The 18,896-nt window shown below is 68.3% G+C and carries 15 protein-coding genes; 5 read left to right on the top strand and 10 right to left on the bottom strand.

Annotated elements, in window-relative coordinates; genetic code table 11:
• Window position 1 precedes the first annotated feature (1 nt).
• From AC0IYU_RS17450 to AC0IYU_RS17410, 9 genes are all read right to left on the bottom strand, one after another.
• Window positions 2-985 (bottom strand): branched-chain amino acid ABC transporter permease, encoded by a 984-nt coding sequence (locus AC0IYU_RS17450; RefSeq protein ID WP_435483585.1) that lies wholly within the window; start codon window positions 983-985, stop codon window positions 2-4.
• Window positions 986-1,142: 157 nt separating this feature from the next.
• Window positions 1,143-1,871 carry an ABC transporter ATP-binding protein gene (locus AC0IYU_RS17445; RefSeq protein ID WP_435483584.1) on the bottom strand — a complete coding sequence of 243 codons (729 nt, stop codon included), beginning with the start codon at window positions 1,869-1,871 and terminating at the stop codon, window positions 1,143-1,145.
• A gap of 145 nt (window positions 1,872-2,016) precedes the next feature.
• Window positions 2,017-2,784, bottom strand: coding sequence for an ABC transporter ATP-binding protein (locus AC0IYU_RS17440; protein WP_472119354.1), 768 nt, complete (start codon window positions 2,782-2,784; stop codon window positions 2,017-2,019).
• A gap of 47 nt (window positions 2,785-2,831) precedes the next feature.
• The gene (locus AC0IYU_RS17435) at window positions 2,832-4,286 is read right to left on the bottom strand and encodes an extracellular catalytic domain type 2 short-chain-length polyhydroxyalkanoate depolymerase (protein ID WP_472119351.1); all 1,455 of its coding nucleotides are present in this window, start codon (window positions 4,284-4,286) and stop codon (window positions 2,832-2,834) included.
• A gap of 203 nt (window positions 4,287-4,489) precedes the next feature.
• Window positions 4,490-5,677: a substrate-binding domain-containing protein gene (locus tag AC0IYU_RS17430; RefSeq protein WP_472119348.1), complete on the bottom strand. Its 1,188-nt coding sequence runs from the start codon at window positions 5,675-5,677 to the stop codon at window positions 4,490-4,492.
• 132 nt (window positions 5,678-5,809) lie between these two features.
• Window positions 5,810-6,037, bottom strand: a complete 228-nt coding sequence (locus tag AC0IYU_RS17425; protein ID WP_472119344.1) for a hypothetical protein — start codon at window positions 6,035-6,037, stop codon at window positions 5,810-5,812.
• 56 nt (window positions 6,038-6,093) lie between these two features.
• Entirely contained in the window at window positions 6,094-6,432 is a 339-nt protein-coding gene (locus tag AC0IYU_RS17420; protein ID WP_472119341.1) for a hypothetical protein, read from the bottom strand.
• 46 nt (window positions 6,433-6,478) lie between these two features.
• Window positions 6,479-7,600, bottom strand: coding sequence for a DUF4272 domain-containing protein (locus AC0IYU_RS17415; RefSeq protein WP_472119339.1), 1,122 nt, complete (start codon window positions 7,598-7,600; stop codon window positions 6,479-6,481).
• Window positions 7,601-7,651: 51 nt separating this feature from the next.
• The gene (locus AC0IYU_RS17410; protein ID WP_472119337.1) at window positions 7,652-9,187 is read right to left on the bottom strand and encodes a sigma-54 interaction domain-containing protein; all 1,536 of its coding nucleotides are present in this window, start codon (window positions 9,185-9,187) and stop codon (window positions 7,652-7,654) included.
• 108 nt (window positions 9,188-9,295) lie between these two features.
• Between AC0IYU_RS17410 and AC0IYU_RS17405 the strand changes: the two genes are divergently transcribed.
• From AC0IYU_RS17405 to AC0IYU_RS17385, 5 genes are all read left to right on the top strand, one after another.
• On the top strand, window positions 9,296-10,495 hold the full coding sequence (locus tag AC0IYU_RS17405; protein ID WP_472119334.1) for a cation:proton antiporter: 1,200 nt from the start codon (window positions 9,296-9,298) through the stop codon (window positions 10,493-10,495).
• An 85-nt stretch (window positions 10,496-10,580) separates the two neighbouring features.
• On the top strand, window positions 10,581-11,285 hold the full coding sequence (locus AC0IYU_RS17400; RefSeq protein WP_472119331.1) for a TetR/AcrR family transcriptional regulator: 705 nt from the start codon (window positions 10,581-10,583) through the stop codon (window positions 11,283-11,285).
• Entirely contained in the window at window positions 11,282-12,823 is a 1,542-nt protein-coding gene (locus AC0IYU_RS17395) for an efflux transporter outer membrane subunit (protein WP_472119328.1), read from the top strand. Before AC0IYU_RS17400 ends, AC0IYU_RS17395 begins: the two co-directional genes overlap by 4 nt.
• Window positions 12,820-14,037, top strand: coding sequence for an efflux RND transporter periplasmic adaptor subunit (locus AC0IYU_RS17390; RefSeq protein ID WP_472119325.1), 1,218 nt, complete (start codon window positions 12,820-12,822; stop codon window positions 14,035-14,037). The genes AC0IYU_RS17395 and AC0IYU_RS17390 overlap by 4 nt, the downstream gene beginning before the upstream one ends.
• Before the next feature lie 18 nt (window positions 14,038-14,055).
• A complete protein-coding gene (locus AC0IYU_RS17385; protein ID WP_472119323.1) occupies window positions 14,056-17,202 on the top strand; it encodes an efflux RND transporter permease subunit in 3,147 nt (1,048 codons plus the stop codon).
• Between the two features lie 98 nt (window positions 17,203-17,300).
• On the opposite strand, the gene AC0IYU_RS17380 is transcribed toward AC0IYU_RS17385, so the two are convergent.
• Entirely contained in the window at window positions 17,301-18,824 is a 1,524-nt protein-coding gene (locus AC0IYU_RS17380; RefSeq protein WP_472119320.1) for a tripartite tricarboxylate transporter permease, read from the bottom strand.
• Window positions 18,825-18,896 lie beyond the last annotated feature (72 nt).

Below are 18,896 nucleotides of genomic sequence, written 5' to 3'. Positions count from 1 at the left end.
CTCAACGGTTGGCCACGGGGTACACGCCCTGCGGGCGCCACAGCAGCACGGCCACCATGAGGAAGATGCTCGCGAACTGCGTGACCGTCGGCAGCAGGAAGCCGATGTAGTTGGTCATCAGCCCCACCAGCAGCGCGCCGATGAGCGCCCCGCCCGTCGAGCCCAGCCCGCCGATGATGATCACGATGAAGATCAGCACGTTGACCTGCGCGCCCATCTGCGGCACCAGGTTCTGCTGGAACAGCCCCCACATCACGCCGCCCAGGCCGGCCAGCGCGCTGCCCACCACGAACACGCCGACGAAGAGGCGCCCGATGCGGTAGCCCAGCGACTCGACCATCTCGCGGTCCTGCACGCCGGCGCGAATGAGCAGGCCGATCTTGGTGCGGCCCAGCGTCCAGGCGAGCACGCCGAACACCACCACACCCACGGCCACCGCGAGCAGGCGGTACTTGCTGATGGCCGCGTCGCCGATGAGCAACGAGCCGCGCAGCGCTTCGGGCAGCGGCAGCGGAACCTGCGCCGGGCCCCAGATCACCTTGATGAGCTCCTCGCCGATGATCATGCCGCCCATGGTGATGAGGATCTGCTTCAGATGCTGGCCGTACACGGGCCGCACGATGAAGCGCTCGAACGCGAGGCCCACCGCACCGGCCACGAGCATCGCGACCAGCATGGCCGGGAACACCGCCACCAGGTTGCGCCACAGCTCGCCAGAACCCGTCCAGTCGCCCATCAGGCCGAGCACGCTGCTCGCCACGAAGGCGCCGAGCGCAATGAACACGCCGTGGCCGAAGTTCAGCACGTCCATCAGCCCGAACACCAACGTGAGACCCGAGGCGATGATGAAGATGATCATGCCCATCGCCAGGCCCGCGACCGTGAGCGTGAGCCAGGTGGAGAAGGAGCCGGTGAGCGGCAGCGCGACCAGTGCGAGCACCGGGGCGAGCAGCAGGGGCTTCCAGTCGAAGTCGATCTTGGTCATGCGCGCGCTCCCTCTTGCTCTTGCTCTTGCTCCTTCCCCCTCTGGGGGAAGGCTGGGATGGGGGCTGGCGGCGCTGGCAAGGCCGCGCTGCATCGAAGGCCGCGAGCCCCCACCCCGACCCTCCCCCAGAGGAGGAGGGAGACATACGTCGAATACTTCATAGAGCCAGTCCAAGCAGCGATTGCTGCAATTGCGCATCCGCGGAAAACGCCGCCATCGAGCCGGCATGCACCACCCGCCCGTTGTCCATCACCGCGACGGTGTCGCCCAGGCGCTGGGCGAAATTGATGTTCTGCTCGACCAGCAGGATGGTCACGCCGCTGCGCTTGAGCTCGGCGAAGGCATCGATCATGTTGTTGATCATCACGGGCGCCAGCCCCTTGCTGGGCTCGTCGATGATGAGCAGCTCGCGCGGCTCCACGATGGCGCGCGACACGGCCAGCATCTGCTTCTGCCCGCCCGAGAGCTTGCCCGCCGGGTGGTTCCAGAACTTCTCGACCGCGGGGAAGAGCTTGAAGATCCACTTCAGGCGCGTGTCGTCGATCTGCTGCGCGTTCTTCGCGCCGCGCGCGGCCAGCAGCATGTTCTCCTTCACCGTGAGGTCGGAAAAGATGCCCATGTTCTCGGGCACGTAGGCGATGCCCAGGCCGGCGATCTGCGGCGTGTGCTGCGTCGTGATTTCTTTGTCGCCGAAGCGCACCCTGCCCTGCGACGCATGCCACAGGCCCATGATGGTTCGCAGCGTGGTCGTCTTGCCCGCGCCGTTGCGCCCCAGCAGCATGGTGAGCTGGCCGCGCGGCACGGCGAGGTCGACGCCGTGGAGGATGTGATACGCCCCGATGTGCGTGTGCACGCCTTCGAGGGTCAGCAGGTTGTCGGTGCTCATAGGTCTTGCTCCTTCCCCTTCCGGGGGAAGGCTGGGATGGGGGCGAGCGGCGCTTGAAAGGCTGCTGTGAGGTGAAGGCCGCGGGCCCCCACCCCTGCCCTCCCCCGGAGGAGGAGGGAGAAATTCGAATTCATCGGGACCGTGTTCATGCCACGGCCTCCTTCGCAATGCCCAGGTACGCCTCCTGCACCACCGGCGAGGCGATCACCTCGGCCGGTTCGCCGTCGGCCACCAGCGTGCCGTTGTGCAGCACGATGATGCGGTCGGCCAGCTCGCGCACCACGTCCATCTTGTGCTCCACCAGCAGGATGGTCTTGGTCTTGTCCTGCTTGAGCTTGCGGATCAGGTCGAGGATGACCGGCGCCTCGGCCGCGTTCATGCCGGCCGTGGGTTCGTCGAACATGAAGACCTTGGGCTCCAGCGCCATGAGCAGCGCCACCTCCAGCTTGCGCTGGTCGCCATGCGGCAGGCTGGCCACGGTGGCGTGCTCGCGCGACTTCAGCGCCACGTCGGCCAGGATCTGGTCGGCGCGCTCGGTCAGCGCCCTGTGGTCGCTCCAGATGCTCCACAGGTTCAGGCCGCGACGGTGCGCACCCTCGCGCGTGGCCTGCACCGCGAGGCGCACGTTCTCCAGCACCGTGAGGTTGGGGAACAGGTTGGTCAGCTGGAAGGCCCGCCCCAGGCCCGCGTGCGTGCGCGCCGACGGCGACAGGCCCGACAGCAGTTGCCCGTCGAGCGTCACCGTCCCGGCGCTCGCCTTGAGCTGGCCCGAGATCAGGTTGAAGTAGGTGGTCTTGCCCGCCCCGTTGGGGCCGACGATGGCCGTCAGCGTGCCCGGCGCGAAGGCGCAGCTCACGTTGTTGACGGCCACGTGCCCACCGAAGCGGATGGTCAGTTCTAGCGTCTCAAGCATCGTTGGTCATTGCAAATCGAAAGTCGGAAAAGTGCGCATGAAGGGCCTCAACAGCTGCCGATCACGTAGTAGCCGGGGCCGGTCTGCTTCAGCGTGGTGGTGGCGTAGATGTTCCACAGCCCCATCGACTGGTTCGAGCCGTAGGCATAGGTCAGCCCGTACAGCGCGTAGGCGCGCCCGGCGATGGTGTGCGTGTAGTTGCTCGCGGTGTAGCAGGTGCCGCCGCCACCACCGCTGCCCGCGGTGGTCGCGCCCGTGGCCGCGCTCGACATCGCGCCTTCCACGTTGCTCGCGTTCAGGGCCGCCACGGTCCAGCTGTAGCTGGTCGACGCGGCCAGGCCGGTGTCGGTGTAGCTGGTGGCGGCGACCGGCGCGGCGTTGACCTTGCTGCCCCCGCGGTACACGTTGTAGCCGCTGGCACCAGACACGCCGGCCCAGGCGATCACCATGCTGCTGGCGGTCGCGCCCGAGGTGCCCACGCCCACCGGCGCCGGCAGGCCGCCGCCGCCGGCCGAGCCGGTGACGCGGTCGATCATGGCCTTCATGGCCGCCATCTGCGGGCCCGACTTCTTCGCGTAGTTGGCGCTGTCGTAGCCCCACCAGTCCCAGCAGCTGTTGGTGGCCGCGGTGCTGGTCTGCGGGTACAGCAGCACGATGTTGTTGGTGTCGGCCCAGCGGTTGTAGCCGGTCTTCTTCACGTACTGGTCGCTCACGTCGCTGTAGTTCTGCTTGCAGCCGTGCAGCACCAGGTGCACGCGGCACGACGTGGTGGTGCAAGCCTGTGGCACGTAGAGCCAGCCGGTGGCGGCCATGCCGTGGCCGGTGATGAATTCCGACTGGTTGAACTCGGTGAAGGTGCCGCCCGGCGTGCCGTTGTTGCGCGGATTCAGCGGCCCGTACAGCTGCGTGAGGATCTCGCCCGCGAGGTCGAAGCCGCAGTTGTTGATGTAGGGCGCGGCGGTGGTGCTGCAGGTGCCGCCGTAGTCGTCGGTGACCATCGCGTGGCCGGCGCCGACGTTGTTCCTGTAGACCACGTTGGCCGCGGGCACGAAGTTCTGGTAGTAGGTCTTCAGGTCGTCCATCACCGGCTGCTTCACGGTGTTGTCGGAGGTGCCCGAGAACAGGTACACCTTGGAGCCGCTCAGGTTCGACACCGGATCGACGGTGCCGCTGGCAGCCCAGCTGTTGGTGGTGCTCACGAGCGAGGACACCGGGATGCTGGTGCCGTGCGTCATGCAGCGACCCGTGGCGTTGAGCACCGAGCCCTCGGCGCAGTAGTACGGGCCGCCGGCCACCACGCCGGCGCCGCGCTTGAAGGTGGCCGAATAGGCCACGTGCAGCTGCACCGACATGAAGCCGCCGGCCGACAGGCCCGACACGCTCACCTCCGCCGGGTTGGTGCCCAGCGCCGGCAGCGGCACCGCCGCCGTCGCGGCATGCGCCGCCATTGCCATGGCCGCGGCTGCGGCCATCCCCTTCCAGTTGAATCTCATCGCTGGCATCGCTGTCTCCTGTTTTTAGGTGCGTCGAACGCTTGCTTGCTGACGAATCGGCCGTGGAAACGCGCCGTGCGAGAACGCTGGCGCTTCGCCCGGCGGCCATCCGGGGCGAAATGGGGGGCGGCGCTTAGGGATCGCCGAACTTTCAAGAACACCGCGGAACCGGCTTTGCCGGGCCGCAGGTGCGCGCAGCCTGGGGGCGAGCCTTACCTTTTGTTCTTGATGGGGATGTCCATCTCTTCGGGCTTGATCTCATGCACCAGCTCCGGCACGCCCCACGCGAACGCCGGGTCGACCTTGATCTTGAAGTGGTACATCGACTGCATCGCCTGGTGGTCTTCCTTGCGGAAGGTCATCTTGCCCTTGGGCGTGTCGAAGCTCATGCCTTCCATGGTGCTGATGAGCTTGTTGGTGTTGGTGTCGCCGTTGGTCTTCTTCAGCGCCGTCACCACCGCCATCGCGGCCGAGAAACCGCCGGCCGTGAAGAAGTCCGGCGGCGACTTGAATTCCTTGTAATGCGCCGACACCATGGCGTCGTTCACCGGGTTCTTCGGCAGGCCGAAGTAGTAGTACGCCGCGCCTTCCATGCCCGGCAGGCTCTTGTAGGCCGCCATGGCCGGCAGGATGTTGCCGCCGGTGGCGATCTCGATGCCGTAGCGCTTCAGGTCGAGGTCGACGATCTTGAACGGGTTGCCAGCGCCGGCCCACACGATCCAGATGATCTTGCGGCCCGGCTGGTCCTTCAGCTTGTCGATCAGGCGCTGCGCGCCGGCGGTGAAGTCGGTGGTGGCGGGCGGCAGGTATTCCTCGTGGACCAGCTTGGCCTTCTTCAGCGCGGAGCCGAAGGCCTTCACGCCATCGCGGCCGAAGGCGTTGTCCTGCGCCAGCGTGGCGACGGTGACGCCGGCCTTGTCGACGGCCACCGCGTTGGAAATCGCGTCCTGGCTCGAATTGCGGCCGGTGCGGAAGATGTACTTGTTCCACTTGTCGCCGGTGATCGAGTCGGCCACGGCGGGCTCGACCAGCAGGATCTTCTTGTACTCCTCGGCCACCGGCAGCATGGCCAGCGCCACGCCCGAGGCGGTCGGGCCGACGGCCAGCGCGGCTTTGTCGTCCGAGTAGGCGGCCGCCAGCAGCGACTTGCCGAGGTCGGGCTTGCCCTGGTCGTCCTTCTCGATGACGACGATCTTCTTGCCGTTGACGGCCATGGTGCCGCCGGTGGCGTAGTCCAGTCCCATCATGAAACCGGTCTGGGTCTGCTTGCCGTAGGCCTCCAGCGCGCCGGTCTTGCTGTAGATGTGGGCGATGCGAATTTCGTTGGATTGAGCCCAGGCGGGCGCGGCGGCTGCGCAGGCGGCAAGTGCGGCCAGGGCGACGAGGTGGCGACGGTTCATTCTTTGTCTCCTGATTAAGGTGACTGAATATTGCACACTTCGTGCCACGCGCTAAGCCATTGATAACAAACGTTTCTCCATTCGAGAAACGGCGACTTCGACTGGAATCAGAACACTTGCACTGTCTGAATTTTAGTCAATTGTCTTTTTATCAGTCAGGGTTTTCGCGGAGGCCTGGCGCTCGGCGATCCATTGCTTGAACTGCCGCTCGGCCTGCATGCGGAACTCGTTGCGCGCGTGGTTGCAGGCGGCGTGGGCCAGGCGGCGGTGTTTTGGCGACCGCACGCCGCCGAAGGTCGAGTCGACGAGGTGCTCGACGGTGGCGGATTCAGGTCGGCCGAACGGCTCGCTGAAGTCCATCGGAAGGCCGCACCAGTGGCAATTGGGACCGAAGGTGGAACGCAGGGCTTGCACGCTCACAGGCTTGCGTACTCCAGAATTTCCTGGCCCATCAGGTTGCAGTCCTTGCCCGACACGTAATAGATGAGCCGCATGCGGTAGTTGCCCTTGTAGATCGAGCCCCACACCTCCAGCACCTTGAACTGCTGCTGCTTGTTGGCGGGGTTGCGGATCGGCGGCATTTCCTTGACGGCGGGGTCGATCTGGATGCGGTCGTCCTCGCCGAAGTGGAAGGTCAGCAGCTTCCTGGCGCGAGAAACGGCTTCACTCGCGCACTGGGGCGCGGGCGCCGCGCTGGCGAAGCTGGCTGTAGCGCAGGCCGCAACGAGCACAAGGGAACGGATCGATGTCTTCATGAATGCAAAACAGGAGGATGGCCGGAGGAAGCGAGATTGTCGGGCGTCATGTGGGCGTGTCGATGTCGTCCCAGTCGTGGTCTTCGAAGCGAACCAGCCAGTTCAGCGCGCGATGCCGCTCCAGCACGACGCCGGCGTCGACGCCCGGAGGAGGCGCATCTTCCTTGAGACGCGCCTGGCGCACGAGCCAGTGCAGCCTGTAGTGCAGGTCCAGCGCATCGAGCAACTCGCCGTCCGGGCGCACCTTCGCGGCCCGCATCACGCCGTCCACGTCACCGGCATTCAGCATCAGGCGCGTGGCCAGCGGCACGTCGCAGATTTCTGCGGGAAACGGCAGTGCATCGACAAGGCCCAAGGCCCACTCGAGCACGAAGAGGCACTCGAAGCGCCAGCCGAACTGCGCCACCGTCGACTCGCCGGGCGCGTCGTCGGAAAGAAAGGCCTGCTCGTCGGGCGACAGGTGCGCCTGCGCGGACGGCAGCCGCCTGAACAGGTCGTCCATGGGCAGCGGCTCGCCGCTCGCGACCGACTCGGCGCGGGCCGATACGGCCAGCAGCGCGAACGCCCTGCCCGCCAGCTCCTGCGGCGTGCGCAGGCGCAACTCGGGCTCCGAAACAAGAGGCGGCAGGTGCTGCGGCACCGGCATGCCGCGCGATGCGAGCAGCGCCTCGGATCGCGCCTTTCGCTGCCATGCCTCGGCGGGATAGGGAATCGCGGCCTCCTGGTCGGGCTCCTCGCCCGCGGCTGAGAGCAACACCCGGCCGTTGGGGTCGCGGATGCCGCCGTCGGGCAGGAACACGATGGCGTTCGCGCGCTCCGCCCATGCAGAAAACGCGTCGAGCTGCGACTCGCCGATGGAGAAACTCAGGTGCTGGCGTACCCGCTGGATGTGTCGCATCACGTGATAGCGGTTGCGCGACATCTCGCCGTTGCCCCTGCTCAGCACATAGCCCACGAAGCCCGAAAGATGCGCCGCGAGCGCCGGATCGGAAAGATCGCGGCGCGCATGCAGCGTGTGCGGGAAGTCGAGCGCCGGCACGTCGGCGCGCGTGCAGTAGGCATTGATCAGCACGCCCTCGCCCTCCCCCGCGTCAGGCAATGCCGTGGATGCGGCCGGTGCGGCGCCCGAGCCGGCCAGCGCCTTCAGTCGTGTCAGCAAACCCTTCATGGAAATCCTCTCCCTGTCGATCAAGATCCGGCCGCCATCGGCCACCGCCAATTACTGGTTCGTCATGCGCTCATACAGCGTCGCCCGCGAAATCCCGAGCAGCCGCGCGGTCGCCAGCTTGTTGCCGCCCGTCGATGCCAGTGCCGCCGCGATCGCCTTGCGCTCCAGCTCGACCACCTGCTGCGCGAGCGGGCGCAGCAGCGCGGCTTCTTCGTCGGCGTCGTGCGCGTTCTGCAACACGGCGGGCAGCTCGATCTGCTCCAGCCCGGCTTCGCGCAGGATGCGCTCCAGCTGCACGGCGTCGATGCGCTGCGAGTCGCTGCGCATGGTCACCTGCTCCAGCACGTTGCGCAGCTCGCGGATGTTGCCGCGCCAGTGCTGGCCGGCGAGCAAGGCGAGCGCGTCGGGCGTGAGCTCGGGCGGGGCCTCGCCGCTGCGCAGCGCCATGTCTTCGCCCAGCGCCTCGACCAGCGCAGGAATGTCGGCGCGCCGGTCGCGCAGCGGCGGCACGCGCAGCGGCAGCACGTTGAGCCGGTAGTACAGGTCTTCGCGGAACTGGCCGCGCCGCACCAGCTCGGGCAGGTCGCGCGAGGTGGCGGCGATCACGCGCGCGTCGAAGGGCACGAGCTTGTTGGAGCCCAGCGGCTCGATCTCGCCCTCCTGCAGCGCGCGCAGCAGCTTGGCCTGCAGGCCGAGCGGCATGTCGCCGATTTCGTCGAGGAACAGGCTGCCGCCGTCGGCCAGCTTGAACTTGCCCTCGCGCCCCCTGCGGTCGGCGCCGGTGAAGGCGCCGGGCGCGAAGCCGAAGAACTCGGCCTCCAGCAAGGTGTCGGGCACGGCCGCGATGTTGACGCTGACGAACATGCCCTTGGCCCGCGCCGAAGACGCATGAATGGCGTGGGCAAGCAGCTCCTTGCCGGTACCGGTCTCGCCCAGCAACAGCACCGGGCTGGTCGACTGCGCGGCGCGGCGCGCATGGCGCTTCACCTCGACCGCCGCGGGGCTGCTGCCGATGAAGCTCGCAAAGGTGTACTTGGAGCGGCGCTGGCCGTCGGGCGCATGCTGGTAGAGCGGGTTGTTGCGCTGGCTCGCCAGCTCGCGCCGCGCGTCGTCCAGGTCGCGCTGCAGCAGCGCGAACTTGCTGATGAGCGGCTGCAGCGTGGTCTCGGGCTGGTCGAACAGCACGATGCCGATGGCGCCGATGACGTCGCCCGCTCCGCCCTGGGGACCGTCGCTTTCCGCGCGCAGCGGTATGCGGCTGACCACGAAGGTGCCGGCCTTGTTGGTGAGCAGGTCCACCAGTATCGGCTCGCCGGTTTCGAGCACGCGCCGCATCTGCGTGTTGGGAATCACGTCCTCCACCATGTGCCCCATGAACTGGTCGATGGACGAGAAGCCCAGTGCCGGCAGGAAGCGCCGGTAGCCCTCGTTGACCCACACGATGCGCCCGCCGCGGTCGACCAGGAACATGCCCTGGCTGATGCTGGAGAACAAATGGAACATCGAGCGCGCTGCGAGCGCGAGGATGCCTTCTGCGTCGAGGGGCAAGGCGGGCGGAGCGGTGGGAGCGGCTGGCATGGCGGGCATCGTAGCGCTCCGGCGCGGCTTCTCCTGCCCTCCTACTGCGCCGGCCCCCGCGCTCATGACAAACTCCGGCCGCCTCCTTTGACCTTCAGGCCTCGCGGCCACGACCCCATGAGCACATCCGAGATTTTCCTGATCGCCATGCTGATCATCTTCACCGCGCCCTACCTCGTGTGGCGGCTCGGGCGCACCGAATACTTCGCGCCGCTGGTGGTGGTGCAGATCGTCACCGGCATCGTGCTGGGGCCGGGGGTGCTCGGCGCGGTGTTCCCCGAGTACTACAAGTTCGTCTTCAACGCGCCGGTGATCCAGTCGCTCAATGCCATTGCGCAGTGGGCCGTGATGCTGTTCGTTTGGATCGCCGGCATCGAGCTCGACCTGCGCAAGGCCTGGGAACACCGGCGCGAAAGCGGCGTGACCGCCGGCCTGGCACTCGGCGTGCCGCTGCTCTTCGGCAGCGTGGCCGCGCTGGGCATGCTGGCGTTTCCCGGCTGGATGGGCGCAAAGGCGCAGACCTGGCAGTTCGTGCTGGGCATCGGCATGTCGTGCGCGGTGACGGCGCTGCCCATCCTCATCCTGTTCATGGAGAAGCTTCAGATCCTGCGCCAGCCCATCGGCCAGCGGATATTGCGCTACGCGAGCCTGGACGACATCGCGATCTGGGGCGTGCTGGCACTGATCCTCATGGACTGGGAGCGCGTGGGCAGGCAGCTCGCGTTCCTGGTGCTGTTCGCCGTCGCGAGCGCGGGCTTCCGCTGGCTGATGGTGCGCATTCCGGAGCGCGACCGCTGGTACCTGGGCCTGGTGTGGCTGGCGGCCTGCGGGCTGGGCGCCGACTGGTGCGGGCTGCACTACATGGTGGGCGCATTCATCGCAGGCGCGGTGATGGACGCCGACTGGTTCGACCAGAAGCAACTCGACGGCCTGCGCCACAACGTGCTGCTGGTGGTGATGCCGGTGTTCTTCCTGAGCACCGGGTTGCGCACCAACTGGGAGGTGGGCGGCGCGGCGGTGTTCGTGGCGGCGGGCGTGCTGCTGGTGGCGTCGGTGAGCGGCAAGCTCATCGGCACGCTGCTGGCCGGCCGCATCCTGCGCTGGCAGCCGGGCGAAGGCGCGCTGATCGGCTGGCTGCTGCAGACCAAGGCGCTGATCATGATCATCTTTGCCAATGTGCTGCTGGACAAGGCGCTCATCACCAACGAGGCGTTCACGGCCCTGCTGCTGATGGCGGTGGCGAGCACCATGCTCACGGTGCCGGTTGTTGCGCCGCGGCTGCAACGGATGAAAGAGATTGTTTTTCGCACCAGGTAGCCACAGGCGGTGGCCGTCGCCCCGGGCCTTCAGCAGGCCTTAAGTAAATCAATCGTTTGATTTCATGCGTGGTTTAATGCCACGCATGAACGCGAGCGAACCCCTCCTACCCGGCCCCCAGGCCCCGCGCCGCGCACCGCGCGCCGACGGGGCCGAGGCACGCCACCGCTTGCTGCACACGGCGCTGCGGCTTTTCGCGCAGAAGGGCTTCGCCAAGACGTCGACCCGCGAGATTGCGCGCGAGGCCGAGGTCAACATCTCGGCCATCAGCTACTACTTCGGCGACAAGGACGGGCTGTACGCCGCCACCTTCAGCGAGCCGATGGGCGGCGACGCCAACGACCTGGTGGCCGCCTGCAAGGTGCCGGGCCAGCCGCTCGAGGACACGCTGCGCATCTGCATGGTGTCGATGATCGACCCGCTCAAGCAGGGCGAGATCGTGCGGCAATGCATCCAGCTGCACATGCGCGAGATGCTGGAGCCGACCAGCCGCTGGGCCGAAGAACTCGACCGCGAGATCAAGGGCCCGCACCGCGCCATTGCCGAGCTGCTGTGCCGCCACCTGGAGGTGGACCGCGCGGACGACGACATCCACCGCCTGACATTCGCCATCACCGGGCTGTCGATGCAGCTCTACGTGAGCCAGGACTTCATCGAGGCGCTTCGCCCTTCGCTGCTGCGCACGCCGCGCGCCATCGACACCTGGGCCGACCGCCTCACGGGCTATGCGCTGGCGCTGGTGGAGGCCGAAGCGGCCCGCCGCCGCGCCGAGAGAAAGCACAACAAATGAGAAGACTCCGACTGAAACTGATCGCCACCCTCTTCCTCCCGCTGAGCCTGGGCCTGGCGGGTTGCTCGCTGACGCGCCCGCCCGCGCAGGTGGAGGCGCCCTTCCCCGCGCAATGGAACGCCCCGCTGCCGCACGGCGGGTCGCTCGCGTCGCTGGCCGACTGGTGGCGCCAGCTCGACGACCCCTTGCTGGTGGAGCTGATCGCCGCCGCCGAGGCCGCGAGCCCCAACGTGGCGAGCGCCGCGGCGCGCGTGGCCGAGGCGCGCTCCGCGCGCGTGCAGGCCGGCGCGGCGCTGCTGCCGAGCCTGGACGGCACGGTGTCGGCCAGCCGCGGCACCTCGGGCTTTTCTTCGGGTGCGCCGAGCTCGGGCAGCAGCGGGAGCAGTGCCGGCAGCAGCGAGCTGTCGGCCAGCACGCCCGTCACCACGCTGCAGGCAGGCCTGCAGTCCAAGTGGGAGGTCGACCTGTTCGGCCGCCTGCGCGCCGACCGCGACGCCGCGCAGGCCAAGCAGGACAGCGCCAACGCCAAGTGGCACGACGCCCGCGTGGCGGTGGCCGCCGAAACGGCCAATGCCTATTTCTCAGAGCGCGCCTGCCAGGAGCAACTGCGTGTGTCCGAGTCGGACGCGCGCTCCCGCTCGGAGACATCGCGCCTGACCGAGCTGTCGGCGAAGGCGGGCTTCACCGCACCGGCCGACGCCGCGCTGGCCCGCGCCAGCGCATCGGACGCGTCCGGCCGCCTGACACAGCAGCGTGCGCAGTGCGCGGTACAGCGCAAGGCGCTGGTCGCCCTCAGCGGCATCGATGAACCCACGCTCGCGCAGAAGCTCGCGGCCTCGCCCACGCAGCGCGTGCTGCCGGCCGTGGGCAGCATCGCCAGCGTGCCGGCCGAGGCGATCTCGCAACGTCCGGACGTGTACGCGGCCGAACTCGGCGTGGCCTCGGCCAGCGCCGACGTGGGCTCTGCCGAGGCCGAGCGTTATCCCAAGCTCACGGTGTCGGGCAACATCGGCCGCTCGCAACTGCGCGTGAGCGGGTTCCGCCAGTCGCTCGAGACCTGGACCGTGGGCCCCGTGTCGCTGACCGTGCCGCTGCTCGACGGCGGCGCGCGCAAGGCCAACACCGACGCGGCCAAGGCGCGCTACACCGAGGCCGTGTCGCTCTACCGCGCGAACGTGCGCCAGGCGGTGCGCGAGGTGGAAGAAGCGCTCGTGAACCTCGACGCCACCGACGCCCGCACCACCGACGCCGACAGCGCGGTGCAGAACTACCAGGCCTCCTTCGACGCCACGCAGGCCCGCTACAGCAGCGGCCTGGCGAGCCTGTTCGAGCTGGAGGACTCGCGCCGCACGCTGTTCACCGCGCAGACGGCGCGCGTCTCGCTGCAGCGCGAGCGCACCGAGGCCTGGGTGGCGCTGTACCGCTCGATGGGCGGCGGCTGGAACCGCACCGCCTCCGCATCCCCCGGCGCATCCCCCTCTTCCGAATCGTCCTCTCTGACCATCCCACCGGCCGCCAAGGTCGCGACGTCGCCATGAAAACAATGAAGCGTTCCACCCTCGTCATCGCGCTGCTGGCGCTGGTCATCGTCGTCGCCGGCGCCTTCTTCGTCATGCGCAAACCGTCCGACAAGGCGAGCGAGCCGACGGCCGCCGCCAAGGACGGCGCGAATGCGCCCAAGCCCGCGCTCACCGTCACCGTCGCCAGGCCCGAAACCACCGAACTCATGCTCACGCTCGCGGCCAACGGCAACGTGGCCGCCTGGCAGGAGGCCGTGGTCGGCTCCGAGTCGAACGGCCTGAAGCTCGCCGAAGTGCGCGTGAACGTGGGCGACGTGGTCAAGAAGGGCCAGGTGCTGGCCGTGTTCTCGCCGGAGACGGTGCGCGCCGACATCGCGCAGAGCCGCGCCTCCCTGGCCGAGGCCCGCGCCACCGCGGCCGACGCCGCCGGCAACGCCGCGCGCGCCCGCACGCTGCAGGCCACCGGCGCGCTGAGCCAGCAGCAGATCAACCAGTACCAGACCACCGAGCAGACCGCCAAGGCGCGCGTCGAGGCGGCCGAGGCCGTGCTGGCCGCGCAGGAAGTGCGCGGGCGCAACACGCAGGTGCTGGCGCCCGACGACGGCGTGATCTCCGCACGCACCGCCACGGTCGGCAGCGTGGTCGCCGCCGGCACCGAGCTGTTCCGGCTGATCCGCCAGGGCCGGCTCGAATGGCGCGCCGAAGTGACCTCGGCCGAACTGAGCCGCATCGCCGTCGGCACGCCCGCCTTCGTGGTGAGCGCCAGCGGCGCGCAGGTGCGCGGCAAGGTGCGCAGCATCGCGCCCACGGTCGACCCGCAGACGCGCGCGGCGCTGGTGTATGTCGACCTGCCCGCGGTGCAGCAGAACACCGGCATCAAGGCCGGCATGTTCGCGCGCGGCGACTTCGAGCTCGGCCGCAGCGCGGCGCCCACCGTGCCGCAGAGCGCCATCGTGCCGCGCGACGGCTTCAACAACGTCTTCCTGCTCAAGCCCGACAACAAGGTGATGCAGCTGAAGGTGCAGGTCGGCCGCCGGCTGAACGACCGCATCGAGATCACCAGTGCGCTGCCCGAAGGCGCGCAGGTGGTGGTGCAAGGCGCGGGCTTCCTCAACGACGGCGACCTGGTGCGCGTGGTGGAGGCGCCCGCTCAGCCCGCTCAGCCCGCTCAGTCCGCGCAGCCCGCCCGGCCGGCCGCCTCTGCCGCGGCTTCCGCCGCCGCGGCCAAGTAACCCATCAAGGAACACGCCATGAACGTTTCCGCCTGGTCCATACGCAACCCGATTCCGGCGGTGATGCTGTTCGTGCTGCTCACCTTCGGTGGGCTGCTGTCGTTCAACGCGATGAAGGTGCAGAACTTTCCGGACATCGACCTGCCGACCGTCACGGTCTCGGCGTCGCTGCCCGGCGCCGCGCCTTCGCAGCTGGAGACCGACGTCGCGCGCAAGCTCGAGAACTCCATCGCCACCGTGCAGGGCCTGAAGCACATCACCACCAAGGTGCAGGACGGCGCCGCCACCCTCATCGTCGAGTTCCGCCTCGAAAAACCCGTGCAGGAAGCCGTGGACGACGTGCGCTCCGCGGTGCAGCGCGTGCGCGCCGACCTGCCGGCCGACGTGCGCGACCCGGTCGTCACCAAGCTCGACCTGGCGGGCCAGCCGGTGCTGGCCTTCACCATCGCGTCGTCGCAGATGGACGACGAGGCGCTCAGCTGGTACGTGGACAACGACATCACGAAGAAGCTGCTTGCGCTGCCCGGCGTGGGCGCGGTCAACCGCGTGGGCGGTGCGACGCGGCAGGTGCACGTGGACCTCGACCCGGTCAAGCTGCAGGCGCTGGGCGCCTCGGCCGGCGACATCTCGCGCCAGCTGCGCCAGGTGCAGACCGAAAGCGCGGGCGGCCGCTTCGACCTGGGCGGCAGCGAGCAGCCGGTGCGCACGCTGGCCACGGTGCAGTCGGCCGACCAGCTGGCCGACATGCAGATCGCACTGAGCGACGGGCGCCGCATCCGGCTCGACCAGGTGGCGCGCATCAGCGACACCATTGCCGAGCCGCGCGCGGGCGCGCTGCTCAACGGCAAGCCGGTGGTCGGCTTCGAGGTGGCACGCAGCCGCGGCGCCAGCGAGGTGGAAGTGGGCCACGCGGTGCAGAAGGCGCTGGCCGACCTGCGCGTGCAGCGCCCCGACATCGAGCTGACCGAGGCCTTCAACTTCGTCGACCCGGTGGAAGAGGAATACAACGGCTCGCTGCACCTGCTGTACGAAGGCGCCATCCTGGCGGTGATCGTGGTGTGGCTCTTTCTGCGCGACTGGCGCGCCACCTTCGTGTCGGCCGTCGCGCTGCCGATGTCGGTGATTCCGGCCTTCATCGGCATGCATCTGCTGGGCTTCTCGGTCAACGTGATCTCGCTGCTGGCGCTGTCGCTGGTGGTCGGCATCCTGGTGGACGACGCGATCGTGGAGGTCGAGAACATCGTGCGCCACCTGCGCATGGGCAAGTCGCCCTACCAGGCGGCCATGGAAGCGGCCGACGAGATCGGGCTGGCGGTGATCGCCACCACCTTCACGCTGATTGCGGTGTTCCTGCCCACGGCCTTCATGAGCGGCGTGGCCGGCAAGTTCTTCAAGCAGTTTGGCTGGACGGCCTCGCTCGCGGTGTTCGCCTCGCTGGTGGTGGCACGGGTGCTCACGCCCATGATGGCGGCCTACATCCTGAAGCCCATCGTCACGCAGGAAACCGAGCCCGGCTGGATGCGCTGGTACATGCGCGCGGTGACCTGGAGCACCCACAACCGCTTCAAGACGATGGTGATGGCCACCGTCTTCTTCATCGGTTCGCTGGCGATGATTCCGCTGCTCAAGACCGGCTTCATTCCGCCGGACGACAACTCGCAGACGCAGATCTACCTGTCGCTCGCGCCCGGCTCCACGCTGGCGCAGACCACGGCCGCGGCCGAGGAAACGCGGCGGCGCGTGATGCAGATCGCGCATGTGAAGAGCGTCTACACCACGGTGGCGGGCGGCAGCGCGGGCGGCGACCCGTTCGCGAGTTTCGGCACGCCCGAGACGCGCAAGGCCACGCTCACCATCAAGCTCGACCCGCGCGGCGACCGGCCGCGCAAGCAGGTGATCGAGAACCAGATCCGCACCGCGCTGGAAACGCTGCCCGGCGTGCGCAGCACGGTGGGCCTGGGCGGCTCCGGCGAGAAGTACATCCTGGCGCTGACCGGCGAAGACCCGGTGGCGCTGGCCTCGGCCGCCAGCGCGGTCGAGAAGGACCTGCGCACCATTCCCGGCCTGGGCAACATCACGTCCACCGCGAGCCTGATCCGCCCCGAGATCGCCGTGCGCCCCGACTTCGCACGCGCCGCCGACCTGGGCGTGACCAGCTCGGCCATTGCCGAGACCTTGCGCGTGGCCACGCTCGGCGACTACGACCAGTCGCTCGCCAAGCTCAACCTGGCGCAGCGGCAGGTGCCGATCGTGGTGAAGCTGGAAGACTCGGCGCGCCAGGACATCGACCTGCTCGGGCGCCTGTCGGTGCCCAGCGCGCGCGGGCCGGTGATGCTGAACCAGGTGGCCTCGCTCAGCATGGAAGGCGGCCCGGCGGTGATCGACCGCTACGACCGCTCGCGCAACGTGAACTTCGAGATCGAGCTGTCGGGCGTGGGCCTGGGCGACGCCAAGGCGGCGGTGACCAAGCTGCCTTCGATCGTGAAGCTGCCGGCCGGCGTGCGCGTCACCGAAGTGGGCGACGCCGAGGTGATGACCGAGCTGTTCGCGAGCTTCGGCCTGGCGATGCTGACGGGCGTGCTGTGCATCTACATCGTGCTGGTGCTGCTGTTCAAGGACTTCCTGCACCCGGTGACGATCCTGTGCGCGCTGCCGCTGGCGCTCGGCGGCGCGTTCGTGGGCCTGTTGATCGGGCAGAAGGCGTTGTCGATGCCCTCGCTGATCGGACTGATCATGCTGATGGGCATTGCCACGAAGAACTCAATTCTTCTGGTGGAGTACGCCATCGTGGCGCGACGCGACCATGGCATGAGCCGCTGGGACGCGCTGCGCGACGCCTGCCACAAGCGTGCGCGGCCCATCATCATGACCACGCTGGCCATGGGCGCGGGCATGCTGCCGATCGCGGTCGGCTTCGGCGCGGCCGATTCGAGCTTCCGCTCGCCGATGGCGATGGCGGTGATCGGCGGGCTGATCACCTCCACCGTGCTGAGCCTGCTGGTGGTGCCGGCCGTGTTCACCTACATCGACGACATCGAGCACTGGATTCGGCGCACCGTGCGCAAGCTGCGGGGACAGCCGGCGGATCCGCATCTGGACGACGACCTGGCCGAGACGCCACCGCCCGCGCACGCGGCGGGCCACGCCAAGCAAGCCGGCCTGTAGCGCAGGTCGGGCATGCAGGGCACGCGAGCAAAGCGGCGCCCGAAAACGAAAAAACCGGATGCTGGCGGCATCCGGTTTTTTTTTGAGCGCGAGAAAGGTCAGGCGTCCAGTTGCGCCAGCCGCTTCAGCTTGCGTTCGCTCATGCGCTTGGCCAGGCGCGGCAGCACCAGCACGGCCACCACGATGATCACCAGCGTGATCGACATCGGACGCTGGAAGAACACCGCGGCGCTGCCCTCGCCGATCGACATGGCGTTGCGCAGTTGCGCTTCGGCCAGCGGGCCGAGGATCATGCCGACCACCACGGGGGCGGTCGGAAAGTCGAAGCGCCGCATCACCACGCCCAGGAGGCCGATGGCGTAGAGCAGGAACAGGTCGAAGGCGCTCTGGCGCATGCCGTAGGCACCCACCGTCGCGAAGATCAGGATGCCGGCGTAGAGCTGGGGCTTCGGAATCTTCAGCAGCTTGACCCACAGCCCCACCATTGGCAGGTTCAGCACCAGCAGCATCACGTTGCCGATGTACAGCGACGCGATCAGCGCCCACACCAGCGCGGCCGAGGTGGTGAACAGCTGCGGGCCCGGCTGGATGCCGTAGTTCTGGAACGCGCCCAGCAGAATGGCCGTGGTGTTCGACGTGGGAATGCCCAGCGTGAGCAGCGGAATCAGCGCGGCCGTCACCGTGGCGTTGTTGGCGGCTTCGGGGCCGGCCACGCCTTCGATGGCGCCGGTGGTGCCGAACTCGGCCTTGGCGTCCTTGTCCTTGGCGAGCTTCTTTTCCATTGCATAGCTCAGGAAGGTCGGGATCTCGGTGCCGCCGGCCGGGATGCAGCCGAACGGCGTGCCGATGGCGGTGCCGCGCAGCCACGCGGGAATGGAGCGCTTCCAGTCGCGCTTGGTCATGTGCACGCGGCTGAGCTTGTTCTGGCCCTCGGTGACCTTGCCTTCGTAGAGCACGGCATAGAGCACTTCGGCCACCGCGAACAGGCCGACCGCGACCAGCACGATTTCGATGCCGTCGAGCAGCTCGGGCACGCCGCCGGTGTAGCGGCCCTGGCCCGAGATCTGGTCGAGGCCGACGCAGCCGGCCGCAAGGCCGACGAACAATGCCGTCATGCCGCGCAATGTGCTCTTGCCGAGCACCGCGCTCACGGTGGTGAAGGCCAGCAGCATCAGCAGGAAGTACTCGGGCGGGCCGAGCTTGACCGCGAACTCCGCCACGAAGGGCGCGAACAGCGTGACGATGACGGTGGCGATGGTGCCGGCCACGAAGGAGCCGATGGCCGCGGTGGCGAGCGCCGCGCCCGCCCTGCCGCTCTTGGCCATCTTGTTGCCCTCCATCGCCGTCACCATGCTGGCGGTTTCGCCGGGCGTGTTGAGCAGGATGGACGTGGTCGAGCCGCCGTACATGGCGCCGTAGTAGATGCCCGAGAAGAAGATCATCGAGGCCGTGATGTCGACCTTGCCGGTGATGGGCAGCAGCATGGCCACCGCCACGGCCGGGCCGATGCCGGGCAGCACGCCCACGGCCGTGCCCAGGGCACAGCCGACCAGGCACCAGAGCAGATTGATCGGGGTGATCGCCGTGGCGAAGCCCGCCATGAGTGCGTTGAAGATTTCCATGTCAGGCCTCCCGCCGGGCCGTCCCAAGGGAGGCCTGCGCCCCCACGGGGGGCAGTGAATACACGAAGTGAT

The organism is Variovorax sp. AC103 (assembly GCF_979254005.1).
The sequence above is the reverse complement of the archived record's forward strand: the minus strand, read 5'-3'. Positions and strand labels throughout refer to the sequence as shown.